At 39.4% G+C, this 24,236-nt stretch carries 18 protein-coding genes and 1 other annotated feature; of the genes, 16 read left to right on the top strand and 2 right to left on the bottom strand.

The annotated features are described in order from the left end of the window. Nucleotides 1-128 precede the first annotated feature (128 nt). The 7 genes from IYQ91_RS02225 to ezrA all read left to right on the top strand — a co-directional run bounded on the left by IYQ91_RS02225 (nucleotide 129) and on the right by ezrA (nucleotide 9,994). Entirely contained in the window at nucleotides 129-2,588 is a 2,460-nt protein-coding gene (locus IYQ91_RS02225; protein WP_195672939.1) for a bifunctional DnaQ family exonuclease/ATP-dependent helicase, read from the top strand. Between the two features lie 121 nt (nucleotides 2,589-2,709). Then, entirely contained in the window at nucleotides 2,710-3,690 is a 981-nt protein-coding gene (locus IYQ91_RS02220; protein ID WP_003025339.1) for a YeiH family protein, read from the top strand. A 47-nt stretch (nucleotides 3,691-3,737) separates the two neighbouring features. Continuing rightward, entirely contained in the window at nucleotides 3,738-4,970 is a 1,233-nt protein-coding gene (locus tag IYQ91_RS02215; RefSeq protein ID WP_195672938.1) for an FtsW/RodA/SpoVE family cell cycle protein, read from the top strand. Nucleotides 4,971-4,982: 12 nt separating this feature from the next. Beyond that, nucleotides 4,983-5,531 (top strand): DJ-1 family glyoxalase III, encoded by a 549-nt coding sequence (locus IYQ91_RS02210; protein WP_195672937.1) that lies wholly within the window; start codon nucleotides 4,983-4,985, stop codon nucleotides 5,529-5,531. 128 nt (nucleotides 5,532-5,659) lie between these two features. Beyond that, nucleotides 5,660-6,223 (top strand): HAD-IA family hydrolase, encoded by a 564-nt coding sequence (locus tag IYQ91_RS02205; protein WP_195672936.1) that lies wholly within the window; start codon nucleotides 5,660-5,662, stop codon nucleotides 6,221-6,223. A gap of 12 nt (nucleotides 6,224-6,235) precedes the next feature. Next, nucleotides 6,236-8,182: a DNA topoisomerase (ATP-hydrolyzing) subunit B gene (gyrB, locus tag IYQ91_RS02200; protein WP_003025329.1), complete on the top strand. Its 1,947-nt coding sequence runs from the start codon at nucleotides 6,236-6,238 to the stop codon at nucleotides 8,180-8,182. 87 nt (nucleotides 8,183-8,269) lie between these two features. Next, a complete protein-coding gene (gene ezrA, locus IYQ91_RS02195) occupies nucleotides 8,270-9,994 on the top strand; it encodes a septation ring formation regulator EzrA (protein ID WP_003025326.1) in 1,725 nt (574 codons plus the stop codon). Nucleotides 9,995-10,211: 217 nt separating this feature from the next. Here the strand turns inward: ezrA and IYQ91_RS02190 are convergent, their stop codons facing one another. Continuing rightward, nucleotides 10,212-11,225 carry a lactonase family protein gene (locus IYQ91_RS02190; RefSeq protein ID WP_195673000.1) on the bottom strand — a complete coding sequence of 338 codons (1,014 nt, stop codon included), beginning with the start codon at nucleotides 11,223-11,225 and terminating at the stop codon, nucleotides 10,212-10,214. Between the two features lie 352 nt (nucleotides 11,226-11,577). Here IYQ91_RS02190 and IYQ91_RS02185 point away from each other — a divergent pair, with 352 nt between their 5' ends. The 6 genes from IYQ91_RS02185 to budA all read left to right on the top strand — a co-directional run bounded on the left by IYQ91_RS02185 (nucleotide 11,578) and on the right by budA (nucleotide 18,772). Next, the gene (locus IYQ91_RS02185) at nucleotides 11,578-12,234 is read left to right on the top strand and encodes a response regulator transcription factor (RefSeq protein WP_003025323.1); all 657 of its coding nucleotides are present in this window, start codon (nucleotides 11,578-11,580) and stop codon (nucleotides 12,232-12,234) included. Next, entirely contained in the window at nucleotides 12,231-13,607 is a 1,377-nt protein-coding gene (locus tag IYQ91_RS02180) for a sensor histidine kinase (protein ID WP_195672935.1), read from the top strand. The genes IYQ91_RS02185 and IYQ91_RS02180 overlap by 4 nt, the downstream gene beginning before the upstream one ends. A 149-nt stretch (nucleotides 13,608-13,756) precedes the next feature. After that, a complete protein-coding gene (locus IYQ91_RS02175; protein ID WP_195672934.1) occupies nucleotides 13,757-14,935 on the top strand; it encodes an AI-2E family transporter in 1,179 nt (392 codons plus the stop codon). Continuing rightward, nucleotides 14,922-16,151 (top strand): tetratricopeptide repeat protein, encoded by a 1,230-nt coding sequence (locus IYQ91_RS02170; RefSeq protein ID WP_037593800.1) that lies wholly within the window; start codon nucleotides 14,922-14,924, stop codon nucleotides 16,149-16,151. Before IYQ91_RS02175 ends, IYQ91_RS02170 begins: the two co-directional genes overlap by 14 nt. 82 nt (nucleotides 16,152-16,233) lie before the next feature. Beyond that, entirely contained in the window at nucleotides 16,234-17,898 is a 1,665-nt protein-coding gene (gene alsS, locus IYQ91_RS02165; protein WP_195672933.1) for an acetolactate synthase AlsS, read from the top strand. A gap of 154 nt (nucleotides 17,899-18,052) precedes the next feature. Next, on the top strand, nucleotides 18,053-18,772 hold the full coding sequence (gene budA, locus IYQ91_RS02160; protein ID WP_195672932.1) for an acetolactate decarboxylase: 720 nt from the start codon (nucleotides 18,053-18,055) through the stop codon (nucleotides 18,770-18,772). A gap of 647 nt (nucleotides 18,773-19,419) precedes the next feature. Here budA and fbp62 read toward each other — a convergent pair. Further along, nucleotides 19,420-21,069, bottom strand: a complete 1,650-nt coding sequence (fbp62, locus tag IYQ91_RS02155; protein WP_195672931.1) for an Rqc2 family fibronectin-binding protein Fbp62 — start codon at nucleotides 21,067-21,069, stop codon at nucleotides 19,420-19,422. A gap of 118 nt (nucleotides 21,070-21,187) precedes the next feature. Further along, nucleotides 21,188-21,424: a binding site (T-box leader), on the top strand. Nucleotides 21,425-21,557: 133 nt separating this feature from the next. On the opposite strand from fbp62, the gene trpX reads away from it, so the two are divergent. From trpX to IYQ91_RS02140, 3 genes are read left to right on the top strand one after another with little or no spacing between them, the layout of a single operon-like run. Further along, on the top strand, nucleotides 21,558-22,562 hold the full coding sequence (gene trpX, locus IYQ91_RS02150; RefSeq protein ID WP_021001498.1) for a tryptophan ABC transporter substrate-binding protein: 1,005 nt from the start codon (nucleotides 21,558-21,560) through the stop codon (nucleotides 22,560-22,562). A 42-nt stretch (nucleotides 22,563-22,604) separates the two neighbouring features. Then, the gene (locus IYQ91_RS02145; RefSeq protein WP_174721440.1) at nucleotides 22,605-23,471 is read left to right on the top strand and encodes an ABC transporter permease; all 867 of its coding nucleotides are present in this window, start codon (nucleotides 22,605-22,607) and stop codon (nucleotides 23,469-23,471) included. Next, complete coding sequence (locus IYQ91_RS02140; RefSeq protein ID WP_195672930.1) at nucleotides 23,468-24,226, top strand: ABC transporter ATP-binding protein; 759 nt, start codon at nucleotides 23,468-23,470, stop codon at nucleotides 24,224-24,226. Before IYQ91_RS02145 ends, IYQ91_RS02140 begins: the two co-directional genes overlap by 4 nt. The last annotated feature ends 10 nt before the right edge of the window (nucleotides 24,227-24,236 follow it).

Here is a 24,236-nt window from a genome sequence, read left to right as displayed (position 1 = left end):
CTTTCACTTCATAGTTTAGCAAAAAATATGAAAAATGACATAAAAGAAATATCAAGCTATTTATCAAGGGAAAATAAGGCGTAAAACGTGATACGAAATAGTTGGATTTATGGTATAATTTTTCTAATATGACACAAGAAAAAAGAAAATATGCTGTGGTGGATTTAGAGGCAACGAGTGCCAGCAGCAACGCAAAGATTATTCAAGTCGGGATTGTGCTGATTGAAAATGGTCAGATTGTTAAAACTTATGAAACCGATGTGAATCCTCATGAGAAGCTGGATTCTCATATTTGCCAATTAACAGGATTGACAGACAAGCGATTGAGAAGGGCGCCAGACTTTTCTCAAGTAGCTCGTGAGATTTATGAGTTGATTGAGGATGCCATTTTTGTGGCTCATAATGTGAAATTTGATGCTAATTTATTAGCAGAAGCCCTCTTTTGGGAAGGATTTGAATTAGTGACTCCGAGGGTAGATACAGTAGAGCTTGCGCAAGTCTTTTTCCCAACGTTTGAAAAATACAATCTAGGAATATTATGTGAACAGTTAGACATTCCTTTGAAACATGCGCATACAGCGCTTGCAGATGCCTCAGCAACGGCTACATTATTTTTAAAAATACAAGAAAAAATCCGAAAACTTCCGAAAGAATTAGTGGAATATTTGTTGAAATTTTCGGATAGTTTGATTTACGAATCACGCTTAGCAATAGAAGATGCTTTTAACCAAATGTCGGACATAACCTGCCACGATTTGATGAAGTGGCAGGGGATTTTTCTTAGAAAAAGTAAAAAAATTAAAAAAGCGAGAAAACTATCCAAAAATTTCCAACACAACATCAATTTACTGGATTTAGAGGAGCGAAAAGAACAAGATGAGTTTGCGCATGATGTAGAACGAGCTTTAAAAAGTCAGCAGCCAAGTTTTTTACAAGCTCAGACAGGTTTAGGCAAGACCTATGGTTACTTGCTTCCGGCTTTGGTTCAAACGAGCAAGCAAATTTTGGTAACGGTTCCTACGAAAGTGTTGCAGGATCAGATTGTAGCAAATGAAGGACAAAAGTTAGAAGAAATCTTTCATCTTTCTGTTCATAGCTTAAAAAGTCCTGCCAATTATTTGAAACTTGACTTCTTTTATGATAGTTTGCAACAAGTAGATGATAATCGTCTGGTCAATCGTTGCAAAATGTTACTTTTAGTTTGGCTCACAGAAACAGAATCTGGTGATTTGGATGAAATTGGTCAACGGCATCGCTATCAGACCTATTTTCAACAGGTGCTTCATGATGGAAAATTGAGCAAAAAATCCCTCTTTTATGGTGCAGATTTTTGGCAAAAAGGTCAAGAAAAGTCCAAACGCAGTCGTGTATTAGTGACCAATCATGCTTACTTTTTGACGCGGCTAGAAGATGATAAATCTATAGTGGAGAATCGACTTTTGATTGTAGATGAAGCTCAGAAGTTGTTTTTAGCTTTGGAAAATCTTTCTCGAAAATCTCTCAATATGACAAAATGCTTGCAGCAAATTCAATCAGAACTTGAAATAGCAGATACCATTTTGAAACGTCGTTTATTAGAAGATATTCAATTTGAGCTGGCTCATGCGGTGGAACAATTCCAACACTACAAGAAAAATGAGTTAACGAAAGAAACCTGTTCCAAACTCCGACAAGATTTATCAGAGTTAGATCAAAGATCTCTTTCTGACTTACGCACTATTTTTGTCACAAAATACGACCAGTTCTGGTTAAAAGAAGAGCAGTTTGATGATTATCGAGTGACGATGTTAGAAGCCGCTTGCCTAGAAGTGCTAGATTTTCGAGCTTTGCTGCCTGAAGAAGTTCAAGTCTTATTCGTTTCAGCCACGCTTGAAATCAGTAAAAAAGTGCATTTAGCGCATTTACTTGGTTTTGAAAATGCACCATTTTATCAGTTACCACAAAAGCAGAAACATCAGCAGAAAATATGGTTGGATAAGAATTTTCCAAATGTTGTAGACTTGGATGTGGACACTTATGCAGAATTGATTGTCAAATGGGTTCATAAATTAGCTACTCAGGAAGTTCCACTTTTCGTTTTATTTACATCGAAAGCGTTATTGTTAGCTGTTTCAGAACGCTTGTGCCTACCTCATTTAGCCCAGTATAAGAATGGTGAAGCGGCTAATATTAAACGTCGTTTTGACAGAGGGGAAACGAGTATTTTATTGGGGTCGGGTAGTTTTTGGGAAGGAACAGATTTCTCCAGTCAGGAGCAAATGATTGAAGTCATTACACGCATTCCATTTGACAATCCGAGTGATTTCTTTACGCAGAAACTCAATCGCAAATTGCGGCAAGAAGGTAAGAATCCTTTTTATGATTATAGCTTGCCTGTTGCGATTTTACGCCTAAAACAGGCTTTGGGACGTACAATTCGACACCAAGAGCAGCAGTCAGCAGTCGTCATTTTAGACAATCGCATGTTAACCAAACGTTACGGACGGCAAATTCAGACAGCCTTGGAAAAAATTGCTCCAATATCTGTCACAAGTATGAAAAAAATTCCAAAAGAAATTGAGCAGTTTTTGAGGAAGAAATCTCTTTAACGTCAGCAGAGTAGAAGACTCAGTTAAAATGCAAACTGAGTTTTTTGATAAAAATACGAATTTCCTCCGCTGCTAGTTTTAAATTTTGTTATAATAGAAACACAAAGAAAGAAGGTTCGATATGTATCAAAAATATCTTCCAGGAGTTGGTTTTGCTTTTGTACTAGCAGCAGTAGCAACTGTCTTGGGAAATTTCTTTCCCTTGATTGGCTCTAGTGTTTTTGCCATTCTTTTGGGAATTTTAGCTAATAATCTTTTTCAGATAAAGAAGACGTATCATGCTGGATTGGCCTATTCGGGTAAGAAATTACTACAGTATTCCATTATTTTACTGGGGTTTAGTATGTCCATTGGTCGGGTTTCTGCTACAGGCATCTCCTCTTTAAAAATTAGCATTTTAACTATACTGATTGCTTTTATTTCAGCTTATGTGGTAGGACGTCTGTTGGGAATGGGCAAAGTTCTAACCACTTTAATTGGATTTGGAACGGCTATTTGTGGTGGTTCTGCCATTGCAGCAGCTTCGCCGATTTTAGAAGCAAAAGATGAAGACATCGCTTTATCTATTTCAACAATTTTTTTCTTTAACATTTTAGCAGTTTTTATTTTCCCATTTTTAGGGCATCTGATGCATATGAATAATGCAACTTTTGGAACTTGGGCAGGAACAGCTATCAATGATACGTCATCTGTTGTAGCAGCGGGCTACACTTACAGTCAGTCAGCAGGAGATTTAGCAACGATTGTGAAGCTCAGTCGTGCTTTAATGATTGTACCAGCTTGTCTCATCTTTGCAGGAGTCCGATATGTACGCTCACAAAACAGTCATCAAAAAGTCGATTTAAAGAAGATTTTTCCATGGTTTATTTTGTGGTTTGTCGTGGCGTCTATTGTTACTAGTGTTGGGATTTTTCCAAGTTCGCTCGTTCCTGCAACGAAGTTCTTGTCACAGTGGCTCATGGCAATGGCTCTTGCTGGAATTGGTGCAAGAGTATCCTTTGGGCAATTTAGAAAAGCAGGCGCAGCGCCGTTGTTGACAGGAGCATTTGCTTGGTTTGCAGTTGCTGTATCTAGCTTAATTATTCAATACTTTTTCTCGTAAAAGTGCTTTAAAAGTGACTGACATTTATTACGTATGTTGGAGGAGATATGCCTTATCAAAAACGCTCGATTGATTCACGAGTGGACTATAGTTTAATATTACCGGTATTTTGTTTGCTTTTTATTGGTGTTGTAGCCATTTATATCGCTGTTAGTCATGATTATCCAAAAAATGTTTGGCCAATTGTAGGGCAGCAGATTGCCTGGATTGCTCTAGGGACAGTTATCAGTCTGGTTATCATGCTATTTAATACAAAATTTCTTTGGCAAATCACGCCATACTTATATGTGTTCGGATTGGCATTGATGGTGCTACCACTTATTTTTTATAGTTCAGAATTAGTCGCTTCAACAGGAGCAAAAAACTGGGTGACTATAGGACATGTGACCTTGTTTCAACCATCTGAATTTATGAAAATTTCTTATATTCTGATGTTGTCACGAGTTGTTGTTAATTTTTTACAGCGTTATAAAGATAGAGAGCGAACGGTTAAATTGGACTTCTTCCTGATTTTTGAGTTAGCCCTTTATACCTTACCCGTTCTGATTTTATTGGCATTGCAGAGCGACCTAGGGACTGCATTAGTCTTTATCGCAATCTTTTCAGGAATTGTCCTCTTATCAGGTGTGTCTTGGAAAATCATTGTACCAGTTGTTTTGACCATTCTGGTTGTAGGCGGTGGCTTTTTACTTATCTTCATTTCAAAAGACGGGCGAGCTTTTTTGCACCAAATTGGGATGCCAACCTATCAGATCAACCGTATTTTGGCTTGGCTGAATCCGTTTGACTACGCTCAAACCACTACTTATCAACAGGCACAAGGTCAAATAGCAATTGGTAGTGGTGGTCTCTGGGGACAAGGGTTTAATGTATCCAATCTATTGGTTCCTGTGCGTGAAAGCGATATGATTTTTACGGTTATTGCAGAAGATTTTGGCTTTGTCGGCGCAACAGTTGTGATTGCCTTGTATTTGCTCTTGATCTATCGTATGCTAAAAATTACGCTGAAATCAAATAATCAATTTTATACATATATTTCAACTGGTTTCATCATGATGTTGCTCTTTCATATTTTTGAAAATATCGGAGCAGTGACGGGAATTTTGCCTTTGACAGGGATTCCACTTCCATTTATTTCGCAAGGGGGATCCTCTATCATCAGTAATTTAATCGGGGTTGGGCTCTTGCTTTCGATGAGTTATCAAAATAATCTATCAGATGAAAAACGCTCACATTATTCTACAAGGCGTAAAAAAGTAGTATTAAAACAATTAAAATAAAGGAGAAGAAGTATGACAAAAGTAGCTGTTATGTTAGTCAATGGCTTTGAAGAAATTGAAGCATTGACGGTTGTGGATGTTCTTCGCCGTGCAGGAATCCTATGTGACATGATTGGCTTTGAAAAAGCGGTAACAGGTTCTCACGGTATCGCAGTTCAAGCAGATAAAGTTTGGGCTGGAAAGTTAGATGATTATGAATTGGTGGTACTGCCGGGAGGAATGCCTGGTGCGACAAATTTGCGAGATGATGATCGTTTGATGTCAGCTCTACAAAAGATGCAAGAAGAAGGCAAGTGGATAGCAGCCATTTGCGCAGCACCGATTGCACTAAATCGTGCAGGAGTCTTAAAGAACAAACAATTTACCTGTTATGATGGTATCGAGTCAGATATTGAAACTGGAACTTACATCAAACAAACTGTCGTTGTTGATGGGAAAGTGATTACCAGCCGAGGTCCCGCAACTGCTCTAACTTTTGCTTATGAGCTGGTTCATCAGTTAGGTGGAGACAGTGAGCAGCTTGCAACGGCGATGCTTTACAATGATGTCTATAGTGATTGATGTTCTATGATACTAAAACTTATTTGGAATGATCCAAGTAAGTTTTTTTATGAAAATTCATGTCTAAAATAGGCTTTCCTATCTGTTTTAACAGCCATTTTTTACAAAAATATGTTATAATAAAAGGTATGGATTATCAAGATTATATTTGGGATTTAGGGGGAACTCTCCTCAATAATTACGAGACGTCAACGGCTGCATTTGTAGAAACGTTAGCTAGTTTTGGAATTCAAGCTGCCCATGATGATGTTTACAAGGCGCTAAAGATTTCAACTCCTTATGCAATTGCTCAATTTGCGCCCAACATCCCTCATTTTTTACAAACTTATAAAGAAAATGAAGCGAGAGAGTTAGCTCATCCAGTATTGTTTGAAGGTGCTGTAGACTTGCTCAGAAATATCGTTGTACAAGGAGGGCGTAATTTTCTGATTTCTCATCGGAATGATCAGGTTTTAGAGATTCTTGATAAAACAGGGATTTCAGGCTACTTTACAGAAGTGGTGACTTCTAATCGTGGTTTTAAGAGAAAGCCAAATCCTGAGTCAATGCTGTATTTAAAAGATAAGTATCAGATTGAGAATGGGTTAGTCATCGGAGATCGCTCAATTGACACAGAAGCGGGTCAATCAGCTGGCTTTGCAACTTATCTCTTTGATGATATGAAAAATCTCAAGAAATTTATAAAAATATAGAAAAGGAATCGTATGTCAGAAGAAAATAAAGAACTGCAAGCACAGGATTATGATGCCAGTCAAATTCAGGTTTTAGAAGGTTTGGAAGCTGTCCGGATGCGTCCAGGGATGTATATCGGCTCAACTTCAAAAGAAGGACTACATCATCTTGTTTGGGAAATTGTAGATAACTCAATTGATGAGGCATTAGCTGGTTTTGCAACACATATTCAAGTGTTTATTGAGAAAGACAATTCGATTACCGTTGTTGATGACGGTCGTGGAATCCCTGTAGATATTCAAGAAAAAACAGGTCGTCCTGCGGTAGAAACTGTCTTTACCATTCTTCATGCTGGAGGAAAATTCGGCGGTGGCGGGTACAAGGTATCTGGAGGATTGCATGGTGTTGGATCTTCTGTGGTTAATGCTCTTTCTACTCAACTTGATGTTCGGGTTTACAAGAACGGTCAGATTCATTTTCAAGAATACCGTCGCGGGCACGTCGTAGCGGATCTGGAGATTATCGGCGAGACTGATCGCACAGGAACAACTGTTCATTTTACACCAGACCCAGAAATCTTCACAGAAACGGTTGAATTTGATTTTGAAAAATTAAACAAACGGGTGCAAGAACTAGCATTCTTGAATCGTGGTCTGAGAATTTCTATTACCGATAAACGGGAAGGTTTGGAGCAAACAAAAGATTACCATTATGAAGGTGGGATTGCCAGCTACGTCCAGTATATCAATGAAAATAAAGATGTTATCTTTGAAAATCCGATTTATACAGACGGAGAAATGGATGATATTACTGTTGAAGTAGCTATGCAGTATACAACAGGCTATCACGAAACTGTCATGAGTTTTGCTAACAACATCCATACTCATGAAGGCGGGACGCATGAACAAGGTTTTCGTACAGCGCTCACACGTGTCATCAATGACTATGCCAAGAAAAATAAACTTTTGAAAGAAAATGAAGACAACCTGACTGGTGAAGATGTCCGTGAAGGATTAACAGCTGTTATCTCTGTAAAACATCCTAACCCACAGTTTGAAGGACAAACAAAGACGAAGCTTGGAAATAGTGAAGTTGTTAAAATTACCAATCGTCTCTTTAGCGAAGCCTTTTCGGATTTCCTTTTGGAAAATCCTGCGGTTGCTAAGAAAATCGTTGAAAAGGGAATTTTGGCGTCCAAGGCTCGGATTGCAGCTAAACGTGCACGCGAAGTGACCCGCAAGAAATCAGGTCTTGAAATTTCAAATCTACCTGGTAAATTGGCAGACTGCTCTTCTAATGATCCACACGAAACAGAATTGTTCATCGTGGAAGGAGATTCGGCAGGTGGTTCAGCCAAGTCTGGTCGAAATCGGGAGTTTCAGGCTATTTTGCCAATTCGTGGTAAGATTTTAAATGTTGAAAAAGCCAGCATGGATAAAATTTTAGCCAATGAAGAAATTCGTAGTCTCTTTACCGCAATGGGAACAGGCTTTGGAGCGGATTTTGATGTGAGCAAGGCTCGCTATCAAAAATTAGTCATTATGACCGATGCCGATGTTGATGGTGCGCATATCCGAACCCTTCTTTTGACATTGATTTATCGTTATATGAAGCCTGTTTTAGAAGCGGGGTATGTCTATATTGCTCAACCGCCTATTTATGGTGTGAAAGTCGGCAGTGAAGTGAAAGAATACATCCAGCCCGGAGCCAATCAAGAAGAAGAGCTACAGTTGGCATTGGAGCGTTATTCTGAAGGGCGTTCTAAACCAAGTATTCAACGTTACAAAGGCTTGGGAGAAATGGACGACCACCAACTTTGGGAAACAACGATGAACCCAGAACATCGCTTAATGGCGCGTGTCTCAGTAGATGATGCAGCAGAAGCGGACAAGATTTTTGATATGCTAATGGGGGACCGTGTAGAACCTCGTCGTGAATTTATCGAAGAGAACGCCGTATATAGTACATTGGACGTTTAAAAAAATCTGAAAAAATTCACATTTACCAAGAAAATTATGATATAATAATCATGATTATTTTCAAGTAATATTTTGAAGGAGTTTTACATGTCTAACGGACTAATCATACTAATCATAGTGATAGCAGTTCTCTTGATTGTTGCTTACATAACTGCTGTCTTATTAAGAAAAAGAAATGATGCCTTGCTTGCTAAGTTAGAAGATCGCAAAGAAGAACTTTATAATCTTCCTGTAAATGATGAAGTAGAAGCGGTTAAAAACATGCATTTGATTGGACAAAGTCAAGTTGCTTTTCGTGAATGGAATCAAAAATGGGTTGACCTTTCTTTAAATTCTTTTGCAGACATCGAAAACAACCTCTTTGAAACGGAAGGTTACAATAATTCGTTTCGGTTTCTAAAAGCAAAGCATGGTATTGATAAAATCGAGAGTCAAATTGACTTGATTGAAGAAGATATTACTGCTATTCGCAATGCACTTGCTGAATTAGAAAAGCAAGAATCTAAAAATAGTGGTCGTGTCTTGCATGCTTTGAATTTATTTGAAAAGTTGCAAGTGTCTGTGGCAAATGATACAGAAAGTTATGGCTCAGCACTTCCTGAGATTGAAAAACAATTAGAGAAAATTCAATCTGAATTCTCTCAATTTGTAACCTTGAATTCATCGGGAGACCCTGTTGAAGCAGCAGAAATTTTAGATAAAACAGAAGATCATATCCTTGCTTTAACGCATATTGTGGAAAAAATCCCAGAGCTTGTATCAGAATTAGATCAAAAGTTACCAGAACAGTTGGAAGATTTGGAGTCTGGTCATCGCAAATTACTGGAATCCGGTTATCACTTTATTGAAACTGATATTGAATCTCGCTTCCAACAGCTGCATACTAGTTTGAAACGTAACAGTGAAAACATTGCTAGTTTGGAATTAGACAATGCACAATATGAAAATACGCAAATCCAAGAAGAAATGGATGCTTTATATGACATGTTTAACCGTGAAATCAAGTCACATAAAGTAGTTGTCAAATTAGTCAATAGTTTACCAGGTTATTTAGGTCATACAAAAGAAAACAATCAAAATCTTTTGACAGAGATTGCCCGCCTTTCAAAATTGTATCTCTTGACAGAAAGCGATACAAATCATGTTCGCCGACTTCAAAGTGAACTTTCTAGTTTAGATGATGTTGTTTTAGAAGCGATTGAAGATTCTTCAGAAAGAAAACAAGCTTATTCTGTTCTTCAAGAAAATCTTGAAACTATTCAAAAACGAGTGAAAGAAATTGAAGATGAGCAGTTAGTGTTGAGTGAAAAATTGGCTAAAATTGAAAAAGATGATGCCAATGCTCGACAAAAAGTTAATATTTATATTAACAAATTGCATACAATTAAGCGTTATATGGAAAAACGTAATTTGCCGGGTATTCCACGGAGCTTCTTGACCACTTTCTTTACTGCAAGTGATAACACAGAAGCTTTAATAGCAGAATTGGAACAATATCGTGTCAATATCGAATCAGTAAACCGTATGCTAGAGATTTTGACAAATGATATGAATGAACTGGAAAATGAGACTTATCGGATTGTTGAAAATGCTACTTTGACAGAGCAATTGTTACAATATTCAAATCGCTATCGTTCATTTGATGAGGGAGTTCAAACTGCTTTCAACCGTGCACTAGAGATTTTTGAAAATGACTTTGATTATCAAGCATCGTTTGAGGAGATCTCGCAAGCATTGGATGTAGTAGAACCCGGTGTAACTAATCGTTTTGTTACATCATATGAAAAAACACGAGAAAATATCCGATTTTAAATTAAAACAATACAGAGACAAGGTTTCATTCCCTTGCCTCTTTTTATTAGGTTCTTTTCGTCAGTATCGTGATGTTCGGTATAAAATTGGAGACTAAAGCAGACGGTCGTGCTCCCTAATACAATTACTTGCAAACGAATAGAATCTGGGAAGATGACATATAAGACAACAAAAAATCCCAACCATAGGCGATTGGGATTAGTCTCTTAAGAAGAGATTAATGAGTAAAAGCAACACAAACACCTTCTGGAACAAAGAAATCGTGTGATAATTCTGTTAATTTTCCTGTTTCTGGGTCACGTTTGAAGACAGTCGCATTGTCTGAGTCTTGATGAGCTGCGATAATATACTGTTGATCTGGTGTAATATTAAAATCACGTGGATTTTTTCCATTAGTTGGTACGAATTCTACAAGTTCAAGTGTTCCGTCTCCTGCTACTTTGTAAATAGCGATTGAATTATGCCCGCGATTGGACCCGTAAAGGAAGCGACCGTCAGCAGATAAGCGAATAGCAGCTGTTCCATTAAATTCTGAAAAGTCTTCTGGTAAAGTTGAGATGGTTTGCAGGCGTTCAAACTGACCGTCACCATCGTAAATTAAAACTTCAATAGTAGAGTTTAATTCACAAATAAGATAAGCAATTTTGTAGTGAGGGTGGAACACAATATGACGTGGGCCAGCGCCAGGTGTCGCATGATAAGTTTCTAATCGATTTAGGCGTCCATAATCACTAATTTCATATGTCACAACTTCATCAGTTCCTAAATCACACGTAACCAGATACTTATCGGGTGTTAAATCTGCAAAATGCACATGAGCAGCAGCTTGGTTTTCATGAGGACCGTAGCCGATATGAACATCAGAATCAACTAATTTAAGGCTACCATTTTCTTGTCGTCTATAAACTAATACTTGTCCTTTATGGTAGTTTGCCCCGTAGACAAGGCTTCTTGCTTCATCTACACTCACATAGCATAGAGGAGCACCTTCGGCCACAACGTGATTGAGTAACTGTCCCGCTTTATTAAAGGCTGCAATGCCTCCCTCACCGTGCTCAGTTCCGACAGAATATAGGCTCTGTTGCTTGTCAAAAGCTAAATAAGTAGGATTTGGCTCTTTTGCAATAAGTGTTAAATTTGCCAGTTCTCCTGTGCTAGTATCAAAATCAGCTTTGTAAATTCCTTCTGAGCTACGACGTGTATAAGTTCCAAAATAAACTGTTTGTGTCATCATTCACCTCGAAATATTTGATACTTTTATTATAACACAAAAATAGATGAAATGGTTTTCACAAATGAAAGGCGCTGTCAGTTTTATGATGAAAAAATAGATAAAAAATAGATTCGAGATAGGATGGGAACAGATGACTTTGATACAATAAAAATAGATTTGCGGGTGGTGGCGCTAACAATCATGGTTGTCTGTTTGACTTCTGAAAAATGTTTAGTTTTTTGGGAAGAAAGTTTTTATCCTGCATCACGGTTCAATCTTTGTAAGTTCACTATTTTGTTGTATAATAAAAGTAATCTTTACATTGATTAGCAGTCATTTAATTTTATATCTATATTTTAAGGAGTAAGAAATGCATAAGATTTTAGTAGTAGAAGATGACACTACGATTAATCAAGTGATTTGTGAATTTTTGAAAGAAAATCATTATGAGGTGACACCAGTTTTTGACGGGGCAGAAGCCCTACGTGAATTTGAGGAAAAATCGTTTGACCTCATCATTTTGGACGTTATGTTGCCCTCTATGAGCGGTCTGGATGTGTTGAAGGAAATCCGGAAGACGTCGCAGGTACCAGTTATGATGTTAACTGCACTAGATGATGAATATACTCAGCTGGTCAGCTTTAATCACCTTATCAGTGATTATGTTACCAAACCATTTTCGCCACTTATTTTGATGAAACGCATTGAAAATATTTTCCGGAGTACTGTGACAGAATCAGAGATTGTCGTTGGAGACTTACGTGTTTCAATTGACGATTGTACAGTTTATTGGCAAGAAGAGAAAATGTCTCCTACTAAAAAAGAATATGAAATTATCCAAGCTTTAGCTAAAAGAAAAAATCATTTGGTGACTCGGGATCAATTGATGAATACAATTTGGGGTTATAGCGAACTGGATAGTCGTGTATTGGACAATCATGTGAAGAATATTCGCAAAAAAATTCCAGGAATTCCTCTTAAAACGATTACTGGTATGGGCTATCAACTTGGAGGAGAAGAAGAGTGAGAATTGCTAAAAAGCATTTTCTTTTGACAGGAACAATAATTTTTATTGTCGTGACAACGGTTTTAACAACACTCTATTTTGTGATGCCTGTTTATTATGAGCAAGTCAAGCATCGAGAAGCTAAAAGTGAGTTCTTTCAGATTGCTCAGCAAGTTCAAGGAAAACCGTCAGATGATATAGGAAAGCTTTTAAGTGACTACAATCGAAAGAATACACGCGTCTGGTTTAGTATATTAGATGCGAAAGGAAAACTTATTTATCCACATATTGATTTAGCTAATGAAAAGGGAGAATTCCAATTAACAATTTTACCTTCTGACATGAGTTTGAATAATCAAACTAAAAGTATGAGCAAGAAGATAAGAACGGCAGAAGGGACCACATTGACCTTACGTGGGGAATATTCGCTCCAACCAATATCGGATGCTACTTACGTGTTGTTAAGTCTTTATCCTTATATCTTATTCTTTTCGTTAACGTTAGGGGGTATAGTGGCTTTTCTTTATAGTCGATTTGCAACCAAACGCATTAAAGAAATTTCAGAAAGTACGCGTAAGATGGCAACTCTTTCTCCAGATGTGGCTTGTCCTGTCAAAGGGCGAGATGAAATTTCCACTCTCGCTCAAGATATTAACAGTCTGTATAACAATCTTTTGACAAGTATTGAAGCGCTGCGATTGGAAAATGAGAAAGTTGCTGAAAGTGAACGTGAGAAAGCAGAATTTCTACGGATGACTTCTCATGAGCTGAAAACGCCGATTACCAGCATGATGGGAATTGTGGATGGTATGATTTACGGTGTTGGTGACTTCAAAGATAAAGATAAATACCTACATAAATGTCGTGAAATTTTGGAAGAGCAATCAAAACTTGTACAGTCTATCTTGGCAATTTCTAAAATTGAAATGCGGATAGAAGCGGAAGAGGAAGAATTTTCACTTAATCAGCTCTTGGAGGAAAACTTGAGCAGCTATAAGATGCTAGCTGATGTGAAAGGCTATCAATTTACTGTACAGTTAGAAGAGCTTCAAGTGCATGGCAACAAGACTTATTTGCTGAAAGCTATTAAAAATTTACTAGATAATGCTTTCCATTATACAGTAGCCGGCGGAGAGATTCTTTTAATGATTAAAGACAATCAGTTAATCATTGAAAATGATGCGGAACATGTGTTGGATGAACAGCAAATCCAGCAAATATTTCAGCCATTTTATCGTCCGGATTACAGTCGTAACCGCAAAGATGGTGGAACAGGTCTGGGACTCTTTATCGTGCAACAGATTTTGGAAAATCATCATTTGCGCTATCGCTTTGAAGCTGTTGATGACAAACGAATGCGATTTACAATTTTTTTCTCAGATAAAGAAAGCTAAAAGTGGGAATCCGTTCATGAATTGAATGGATGACCGCTTTTTGTGTTTGACTCGGGCGCAAGAAGGAAATTCATAAAGGACTACCCTTTCTTCAAGAATTTTTTAGTGAAAAATGCTACAATGAGATAAATAAATAAAAGGATGTCTGTATGGAACACAAAAAGAAGGATTTCAGCCTATCATGGTTTTTTCGGTGGTTTTTAGACAATAAGGCAATCACTGTTTTTTTGGTGACCTTATTGTTGGGGTTGAATATTTTTGTATTAAGCAAGATTAGTTTTATTTTTATTCCTGTTCTAGAATTTATCGGAGTTATCATGCTGCCGGTGATTTTAGCAGGGCTTTTGTATTATCTCTTAAATCCAATTGTAGATTTTATGGAGAAACATAAGATCAATCGTTTGGTCGCGATTACGATTGTCTTTATCTTAATTGCTTTGCTCTTGATTTGGGGATTGGCTGTGGCAATTCCAAGTTTGCAGCATCAGATAGTTAGCTTTGCAAAGAATTCACCAGCTAATTTGCAAAAGTCGAATAAAATAATTCAGGATTTTTTGGAAAATCGAATTTCTGATGATGTCAAGCCTCAATTAGAAGAGATTGTGAATAATTTTTCAGTTCAAGTGACGACTTGGGCAAGTAATTTTTCATCGAAAGCAGTGAATTGGGTAAGCACATTGATTAGTACGGCTTCGCAAGTGATTGTAGCCATTATCATCATGCCTTTTATCCTTTTTTATCTTTTGCGAGATGGAAAAAACTTAAAATCTTATTTGACAAAATTCATGCCAACTAAGTTTCGTGAACCAGTCGGACAAATTTTGACAGATGTCAATACGCAGCTTGCCAATTACGTTCGTGGGCAAGTAACTGTAGCTATTATCGTAGCGATAATGTTCATCATTTTCTTTAAAGTAATCGGGCTTCGCTATGCAGTGACACTTGGGGTGACGGCAGGGATTTTAAATTTGATTCCTTATTTGGGAAGTTTTCTAGCTATGCTGCCGGCTCTTGTTCTGGGTTTAATTGCTGGACCAATTATGCTCTTGAAAGTCATTGTGGTCTTTATTGTAGAGCAAACGATTGAAGGGCGGTTTGTGTCGCCATTAATTCTCGGTAGCCAATTGAACATTCATCCAATCAATGTTCTTTTTGTCCTTTTGACAGCGGGATCTATGTTTGGTATCTGGGGCGTTTTACTGGGAATTCCCGTTTATGCGTCTGCAAAAGTTGTGATTGCTGCTATTTTTAAATGGTATAAGAAAGTCAGCGGCTTGTATGAAGAAGAATTGGTAGATGAAACAGGAGAAGAAATTGAACAACAGTGAGAAAATGGTCGCTTCTTTGCAAAAGCAGGATTTGGCGCATGCCAATAAATATTTTGAAAGAGCTCTAACAAATGATACAGAGGAAGAATTACTTGAATTAGCCGACTACTTAGAAAGTATCGGCTTTTTCCCTCAAGCGAAGCGAATTTATGAAAAATTAGCTCCTCATTATCCAGAAGCTTATATTAGTTTGGCACAGATTGCTAGTGAAGATGGACAAGTGGAAGAATCGTTTGCTTATCTGGAAGAAATTACTTCTGATAATGACTGGTATGTGACAGCACTCTTAGTCAAAGCTGATCTCTATCAAATGGAAGGCTTGCCAGATGTTGCAAGGGAAAAATTAGCCGAGGCAAAGCAATTGTCTGACGAGCCGTTAGTGACTTTTGGCTTGGCTGAAATAGATTTTGAATTGGGACATTTCAATCAAGCTATTAAAGAGTATGCTAGCTTAGACAATCGCCTGATTTATGAGCAGACGGGTGTTTCTACTTATCAGCGGATTGGCGTTTCCTATGCAAGTTTGGGGAAATTTGAAGTAGCGATTGAATTTTTGGAAAAAGCTTTAGAGATTGAATACGATGATGCTGTAGCCTTTGAATTAGCGACTATTTTATATGACCAGAAAGAATATCAAAAAGCTAATCTATACTTTAAGCAAATTGATACGATTTCACCGGAATTTGAAGGTTATGAGTATGGTTATGCTTTGTCGCTTCATGCAGAACATCAGACAGAAGAAGCATTACGCCTTACGCAGCAGGGTTTGTCGAAAAATCCATTTGATACGCGTCTTTTGTTGCTAGCTTCGCAGCTTTCTTATGAACTTCATGATGAGCAAAAGGCAGAAGATTACCTTTTGAAAGCAAAAGATAATGCGGAAGACTTGGAAGAAATTGCATTGCGTTTGTCTAATCTTTACTTAGAGCAAGAGCGTTTTGATGAAGTTTTGAAATTTGAGGAGCAAGATATAGACAATGTACTGACTAAGTGGAATATTGCGCGTGCCTATCAGGCTTTGGAACAGACAACAGCAGCTTTGGAGCGATATCGACTGTTGCTCTCAGATTTAAAGGAAAATCCAGAATTTTTAGAGCAATATATTTATCTACTTCGTGAAATGGGGGATTTTGAAGAAGCAAAACACCAAGCAGAGCATTATCTTCACTTGGTTCCAGATGATGTGGAGATGCAGGAATTGTACGATAGTTTGTAAAAAGAGTAACAAGCACAATCCTATAAGACGCATGGGAATTATGATATAATGATGAGCGTGATATTCAGGAAGGACGAAGAAAATGACTGAAAAATTTGGTGCGGATTTGATTGTGGATAGTTTAATCAATCACAAGGTGGATTATGTATTTGGAATTCCCGGTGCAAAGATTGACCGTGTATTTGATACCTTAGAGGACAAAGGCCCACAACTTATCGTTGCTCGTCATGAACAAAATGCTGCTTTTATGGCGCAAGGAATTGGGCGGATTACAGGAGAGCCGGGTGTCGTGATTGCAACGAGTGGACCAGGTGCTTCAAACTTAGCAACGGGCTTGGTTACGGCGACCGCAGAGGGCGACCCAGTGCTGGCTTTGGCTGGTCAGGTCAAACGCTCTGATCTTCTCAAACGTGCACATCAGTCCATGGATAATGCTGCGCTGTTTAAGCCGATTACTAAGTATTCAGTCGAAGTGCAAGACGGCAATACTCTTTCAGAAATTATCGCCAATGCGTATCGTCATGCCAAATCAGGAATGCCGGGGGCAAGTTTTATCTCCATTCCACAGGATGTGGTGGATAGTCAGGTTCATGTGAAAGCAATTAAACCGCTGACGGATCCGCAGCTGGGTTCTAGTTCTGTGGCAGACATTAACTATCTAGCGCAAGCGATTAAAAATGCTGTGTTACCGGTTCTTCTCTTGGGAAATGGCGCTTCAAGTGCCAAAGTGACGGCTTCTATTCGTCAGTTATTGGAGCAAGTACAGTTGCCTGTTGTGGAAACATTCCAAGGGGCTGGGATTGTGTCTCGTGAATTGGAAGAAGCTACGTTCTTTGGACGTGTCGGACTGTTTCGCAATCAGCCGGGTGACATGCTTCTGAAAAAATCTGACCTAGTCATCGCTATCGGCTATGATCCGATTGAGTATGAAGCACGCAACTGGAATGCTGAAATTTCTGCCCGCGTCATTGTGATTGACGTAGAGCCAGCAGAGATTGATACTTACTTCCAACCGGAGCGGGAGCTGATTGGAGATATTGCAAATACTTTGGATTTATTGCTGCCAGCGATTAACGGCTATCAATTACCAGAAGGCTCGCGGGAATATCTGCAAGTGCTGCGAGATAAAATGGACGGTGATGTGAAATTTGATCGCAGCCAAACTGAAAAAGGTCGCCTACACCCGCTGGATATTGTCGAAGTCTTGCAGGAAAATACGACAGATGATATGACAGTTACAGTAGATGTGGGTACGCATTATATTTGGATGGCACGTTATTTCAAGAGCTATGAACCAAGGCATTTGCTTTTTTCAAATGGGATGCAAACGTTAGGAGTGGCATTGCCTTGGGCGATTTCGGCAGCCTTGGTTCGTCCCAACACAAAGATCATTTCTGTGTCTGGCGATGGTGGTTTCCTCTTTTCGGCTCAGGAGCTAGAGACAGCGGTTCGACTGCAATTGCCAATAGTTCATCTCATTTGGAACGATGGTCATTATAATATGGTGGAATTTCAAGAAGAAATGAAATATGGTCGTTCATCTGGAGTGGACTTTGGACCTGTTGATTTTGTTAAATATGCAGAGAGTTTTGGTGCGAAAGGCTTCCGAGCAACCTCTCCAGCAGAATTGACACAGCTGCTTCAAAAAGCTTTAGAGGAAAGTGGACCGGTTATCATTGATGTGCCAGTGGATTACAAGGACAGCAGTACACTAGGAGAAACGATTTTACCAGATGAGTTTTATTAAATTGAAACTGGGAAGGGTTCAAGACTATTTAAAGAGAGTTCAATTTCTTATTTTCTTGTACGGTTGATGTGTAGTTCAGTATTAGAAAGTAAAAGGCTGGATGTGAGACCTACTTTTTTCAAGGAAAGATAGTAAAAATTGCCTAGGAGGAGAAATGGAAAAGCTTGTAACATTATTTCACTACAATACTTTGGGGGCTTTGATGGCGGGGCTTTACAAGGGGACGATGACGATTGAAGAATTGCTTCAACATGGCGATTTAGGGATTGGTACTTTAGACTCTATTGACGGAGAGCTGATTGTGCTTGACGGCAAGGCCTATCAAGCCAAGGGGATAGGAGCAAGTCCTGAAGTGATAGAAGTTTCAACAGATAGGACGGTTCCTTATGCTGCAGTGGCTTTTCACCGAGCAGAAGCGTGTTTTCGTCAGGACGTTGAGCTGACTGATGAAGCGTTGAAGAAGCGCATAGAAGCTAGCTATGTCGGGGAAAATCTTTTTCGCTCAATTAAGATTCATGGTGAATTTAGCAGCATGCACGTGCGAATAGCTCCAAAATCCTCTCCGGGAAAGAGGTTTGCAGAAATCGCAGCTCATCAGCCGGAGTATCATGCAGAACACATTTCAGGAACGATTGTTGGCTTTTGGACGCCGGAGCTGTTTCACGGCGTCAGCGTAGCTGGTTATCATCTTCATTTTCTATCTGATGACCACCAATTCGGTGGACATGTCATGGATTTTGTCATGAAAAATGGAGAGGTTGAAATCGGAACGATTGCGGCTTTGGAGCAGCGTTTTCCGGTTCAAGACCAAGATTTTCTCGCTGCCAAATTGAATGTGGCGGAGCTAAAAGAAGATATTGAGAAATCGGAATAAAAGGCGGCGGGGTAGGTTTAAGAGACTTACATACACCTTAAATAGTCTGAAATAGAATACAAAGGTTGGAATTCAGTTTCCAACCTTTTTTAGGTCTGTCTCTCTGGTCGATGGAGAGAATAAGACTTGGGTTAGCCTGTCGCCCCAGTCGACGGAGAGAATAAGACTTGGTTTAAACTGTCGCCCCGGTCGACAGAGAGAATAAGACTTGGTTTAAACTGTCGCCTCGGTCGATGGAGAGAATGAGACTTGGTTTAGCCTGTCGCCTCGGTCGACGGAGAGAATGAGACTTGGTTTAGCCTGTCGCCCCAGTCGATGGAGAGAATGGGAATTAGTTTAAACTGCCGCCCACGTCGACGACCTATCTAAGAACTGGTTCACTCCGTCTGAGGGTCGGATAGCTTGTCAGAAAAGTGCTTCACTCCGTCCGAGGGTCAGATAGTTTGCCTAAGAACTGCTTCACTCCGTCCGAGGGTCAGATAGTTTGCCTGAGAACTGATTCACTTCATCCGAGGGTCGGACAGCCTGCCTGAAAACTGGTTTGCTTCGTCCGAGGGTCGGACAGCTTGCCAGAAAAGTGGTTCACTTCGTCTGAGGGTCGGCCGTACGAAGAGTCGTCAGAAAAAGGTGCCGATTAGCGGACACCTTTACATTTTCATAGATTTGATTTTGGCTTCATCGGGAGTGACCCGCAGGGTCTTTTGTCCAGTATAGGTCACAAAACCGGGCTTGCCACCGGTTGGCTTATTGAGCTTTTTGACTTCAATCATATCCACCTGAACGAGATTGGACAATCTCGCCTTAGAAAAGTATGCTGCCAATTCCGCAGCATCTGTCTTGACCTCATCACTTGGTTGCAGATTGCCTGTGATGACCACGTGACTGCCGGGAATATCCTTGGCATGAAACCAAAGCTCCTCTTTTTTAGCCATTTTAAAAGTCAACTCGTCATTTTGCAAGTTGTTTCGACCAACCAAAATAATCGTCTTACCGTCAGTTGCCAAGTATTTTTCTGGTTTCTTTCGTTTTTGAATTTTCTCACGCTGGCGTCGGCGAATAAAGCCCGTCTGGATCAATTCCTCACGAATCTCTGCGATTTCTGTCAAGCTAGCCTGTGACAGGGCGGTTTCCACACTCTCCAAATATTGAATGGTTTCTTTAGTTTCTTCAATCAGTCCCGTTAAATGCTTGACTGCTTCTTTCAGTTTTTGATATTTCTTAAAATAGCGCTGAGCATTTTGGTTAGGGGTCAAAGCTTTATCCAGCACAATAGTAATTTTCTCGCTTGTGTAGTAATTGTCCAGTTCTACTTGGTCTTGATTGTTGGGAACTTGGTGCAAAAAAGTAGTGAGGAGTTCTCCTTTTTGGCGAAATTCTTCAGCATTTTCAGTCGCGACTAATTCCTGCTCTTGTTTTTTTAATTTCTTGCGGTTTTTTTCTAATTCATTCTCCACTCGATGAATCAGTTCACTGGCTTGCTGATTAACACGGTCGCGTTCCGCCTTGTCTTGATAGAAGTCGTCTAGCAGCTGCGATAAGCTCGGAAATTCTTTCTGACTATCCGCAAAAAGAATGGGCGCAAAGGATTTAGTTGTCAGATGAGCTTGCGTGGGACTGGCAAAGAAAGCACGGAAGGTTTTTAGTTTGTCACTCGTTAAGCACTGACTGAGCTCGGTCGCTGTATCGCGCCCCAAGCCTTGAAATAAGTTTTGTAAAGAACGGGCCGACAAATCCTCTGTATGCAAAATTTCAAATAATTTTTCATCAGAAATCGTAAACGGATTGCGGTTGCCTGTCTGAGGTGGAGCGACATAGCTTGAGCCCGGCAGAATCGTACGGTAACTATTTTGAGAAAAGCCGACATGTTTAATAGCTTCAATAATATTGCCGCTTGCCTTATCCATTAGGATGATATTGCTGTGCTTGCCCATGATTTCGATGACCAGTGTTACTGCCACGCTATCTCCGATTTCATTTTTGTTGGAGACAGAGATTTCCAAAATTCGGTCATTGTCAATCTGTTCAATGCTTTCAATCGTAGCACCTTGCAGGTATTTCCGCATAACCATGATAAATGTGGTAGGCACTGCTGGATTTTCAAAGGCGGTATGGGTTAGTTGAATGCGACCAAAAACAGGGTGAGCGGATAAGAGTAATTTGTGATTTTGCCGCTTGCTGCGGATTTGCAGCACTAATTCCTGCTCAAAAGGTTGGTTGATTTTTTGAATACGACCATATAGCAACTCTTGCCGCAATTCCTCTGTCATATGGTGTAAAAAAAATCCGTCAAAGGACATGTTTTTCTCTCCTTGAATGATACTAAAGAAAATTATAACAAAAAATAGCAAGAAAAGGTTGGAAAATTATTGTCAGAAAAGTTTGACAAAACACTTGACATTTGTTTCAGAAACATCTAAAATAATATCAAATTAGAAAAGTAATAAAATAGTTGTTGGCAGAGAGCTTGTGGTTGGTGAAAACAAGTAGCAGCGTTTTATGAAATTGGGCTAATGGATAGAAGTTGAATTTGAAACGATAAAAATTCGGTGAGCACACCTTACAGTGCAACTTGTTGTTAGACAAGATAGAGATGTGGGAGAAGTCTATTATTTTTCCCATAATTGAGGTGGCACCGCGATTTACGCCCTCACACAGGATGAACTGTGTGTGGGTTTTTCTTTTATTGTTTCATTTCCCTTAAAATGGAGGAAAAATATGTTTAAACGATGGCGACTCTGGCTTTTACTCGAATAAAAAATAGAAAAATATGAAATGGAGAACAGATATGAAAAACAAACGGTTAATGGGAATGATTGCTCTTTTAGTGGTATTAGTTGTCGGAGGCATTATTTATTCTAGTGTAAATGGCGAGAAAGCACCGAAGACAAACAATACAACCAAAACAGTAAAAGTTGGTGTGCTGCAATATGTCAGTCATCCGTCACTTGATTTGATTTATAAAGGGATTCAAGAAGGATTGGCGCAAGAAGGTTATAAAGGCAAGAAGATCAAAATTGACTTTATGAATGCAGAAGGTGACCAAAGTAAAGTGGCAACGATGAGCAAGCAATTAGTTGCCAATGGCAATGACGTGCTGATTGGAATCGCAACGCCTGCTGCTCAAGGTTTGGCTAGTGCAACGAAAGACAAGCCAATCGTCATGGGAGCAGTGACCGATCCAGTTGGGGCGAATTTAGTAAAGGATTTGAAAAAGCCGGGAGGCAACATTACAGGTGTGTCTGACCACAACCCAGCTCAACAGCAATTGGAGCTCATCAAACAATTAACACCGAATGTGAAAACAATCGGCGTCCTTTATTCAAGCAGTGAAGACAATTCAAAAACGCAGGTAGAAGAATTTACAGCTTTGGCTGAAAAAGCAGGCTATAAAGTGCTTCCTTATTCTGTACCTTCTACCAATGAGATTGCTTCAACCATGAATGTGATGACAGGAAAGGTAGATGCCATTTGGATTCCAATTGACAACACCATTGCTTCAGCTTTTTCAACAGTCGTTTCCAGCAATCAAACGGCTAAAAAACCAATCTATCCAAGTGCGACCGCTATGGTAGAAGAAGGTGGTCTGGGTTCAGTGGTTGTCGATCAAAAAGATCTTGGAGTGGCGACTGGAAAAATGACGGCGAAAATTTTGAAGGGCGCTAAACCAGCAGACACAGCTGTTGAAATCTTTGCTACTGGCAAATCAGTTGTGAACAAAAAAGTGGCTGCTCAGTTAGGAATAACAATTCCAGATGATGTTCTGAAAAAAGCAGGACAAGTCATTGAGTAATCCGATTATAAGAAACGATATTTTAAAAGTTAGGACAACAGTATGATACTTTCAATTGTCTCACAAGGACTTGTTTGGGCTATTTTAGGCTTGGGGATTTTTATGACTTTCCGCATTTTAAACTTCCCTGATATGACAACAGAGGGCTCTTTTCCATTGGGCGGAGCAGTAGCAGTTACGCTGATTAGTAAGGGAATCAATCCTTTTCTGGCAACTGCTGTTGCCATTCTGGCTGGCTGTCTGGCAGGCATGGTAACGGGACTTCTCTATACTAAGGGGAAAATTCCTACTCTCCTTTCGGGAATTTTAGTCATGACTTCCTGCCATTCTATTATGCTTATGTTAATGGGGCGGGCTAATCTTGGACTTCTTGGAACGAAGCAAATTCAGGACTTTCTACCGTTTTCTGGCGAATTAAACAATCTTCTGACAGGATTGATTTTTGTCAGTTTGGTAATAACTGCATTGCTCTTTTTCTTAGATACAAAATTGGGTCAAGCTTATATTGCTACGGGTGATAATCCTGATATGGCAAGGAGTTTTGGCATTCACACAGGACGAATGGAGTTAATGGGTCTGGTGCTGTCTAATGGTGTCATTGCCCTAGCTGGTGCCCTTATTGCTCAGCAGGAAGGTTATGCGGATGTCTCGCGCGGGATTGGTGTCATCGTTGTGGGACTTGCCAGTCTCATTATTGGAGAGGTGCTTTTTACCAGCCTGACATTGGCAGAACGCCTATTGACGATTGTCATCGGAGCTATTCTCTATCAATTCCTGATTTGGGGCGTGATTGCGCTTGGCTTTAATACCAGCTATCTTCGCCTTTATAGTGCGGTTATCTTGGCAATTTGTCTCATGATTCCGACTTTCAAAAATAAATTCTTTAAAGGAGTCAAGTTAAGCAAATGACAGCAATTGTAGAATTAAAAAACGCGACAAAAATTGTCAACACAGGTATTGAGGAAGAAAAAGTTATTTTAAATGATGTTTCACTGGATATTTTTGAGCATGACTTCATTACGATTTTAGGCGGAAATGGGGCAGGGAAATCCACGCTTTTCAATGTCATTGCAGGAACATTACCATTGACGAGTGGCAGCATTTATATTCTAGGTGAAAATGTGACCAGTTATTCACCAGAAAAACGGGCTAAGTATCTGTCACGCGTTTTTCAAGACCCAAAAATGGGAACAGCTCCGCGCATGACGGTGGCAGAAAATCTATTGATTGCTAAATTTCGTGGTGAAAAACGCCGTCTGGTGCCACGTTGTCTGAGCCATTATCGCAAAGAATTTCAGGAGACAATAGACAAAATCGGCAATGGCTTAGAAAAACATTTGGACACACCGATTGAATTTCTCTCGGGCGGACAAAGACAGGCGTTGAGTCTTTTAATGGCGACTCTCAAACGCCCTGAGCTGTTGCTTTTGGATGAACATACAGCAGCGCTTGACCCCAAAACCAGTGTGGCATTGATGAGTCTGACAGATGAATTTGTAAATCGTGATCAACTGACTGCTCTCATGATTACTCACCACATGGAAGATGCTCTTAAATACGGCAATCGCTTGATTGTCATGAAAGACGGACAAATTATCCAAGACTTACATCAAGAAGAGAAAGCGAAAATGACGATTGCGGATTATTACAGCTTATTTGAATAAAAAAAATTCC

The organism is Streptococcus sp. HF-2466, from assembly GCF_015594645.1.
GTDB classification, from domain to species: Bacteria; Bacillota; Bacilli; order Lactobacillales; family Streptococcaceae; genus Streptococcus; species Streptococcus anginosus.
This window is presented reverse-complemented; position numbering and strand designations above follow the sequence as displayed.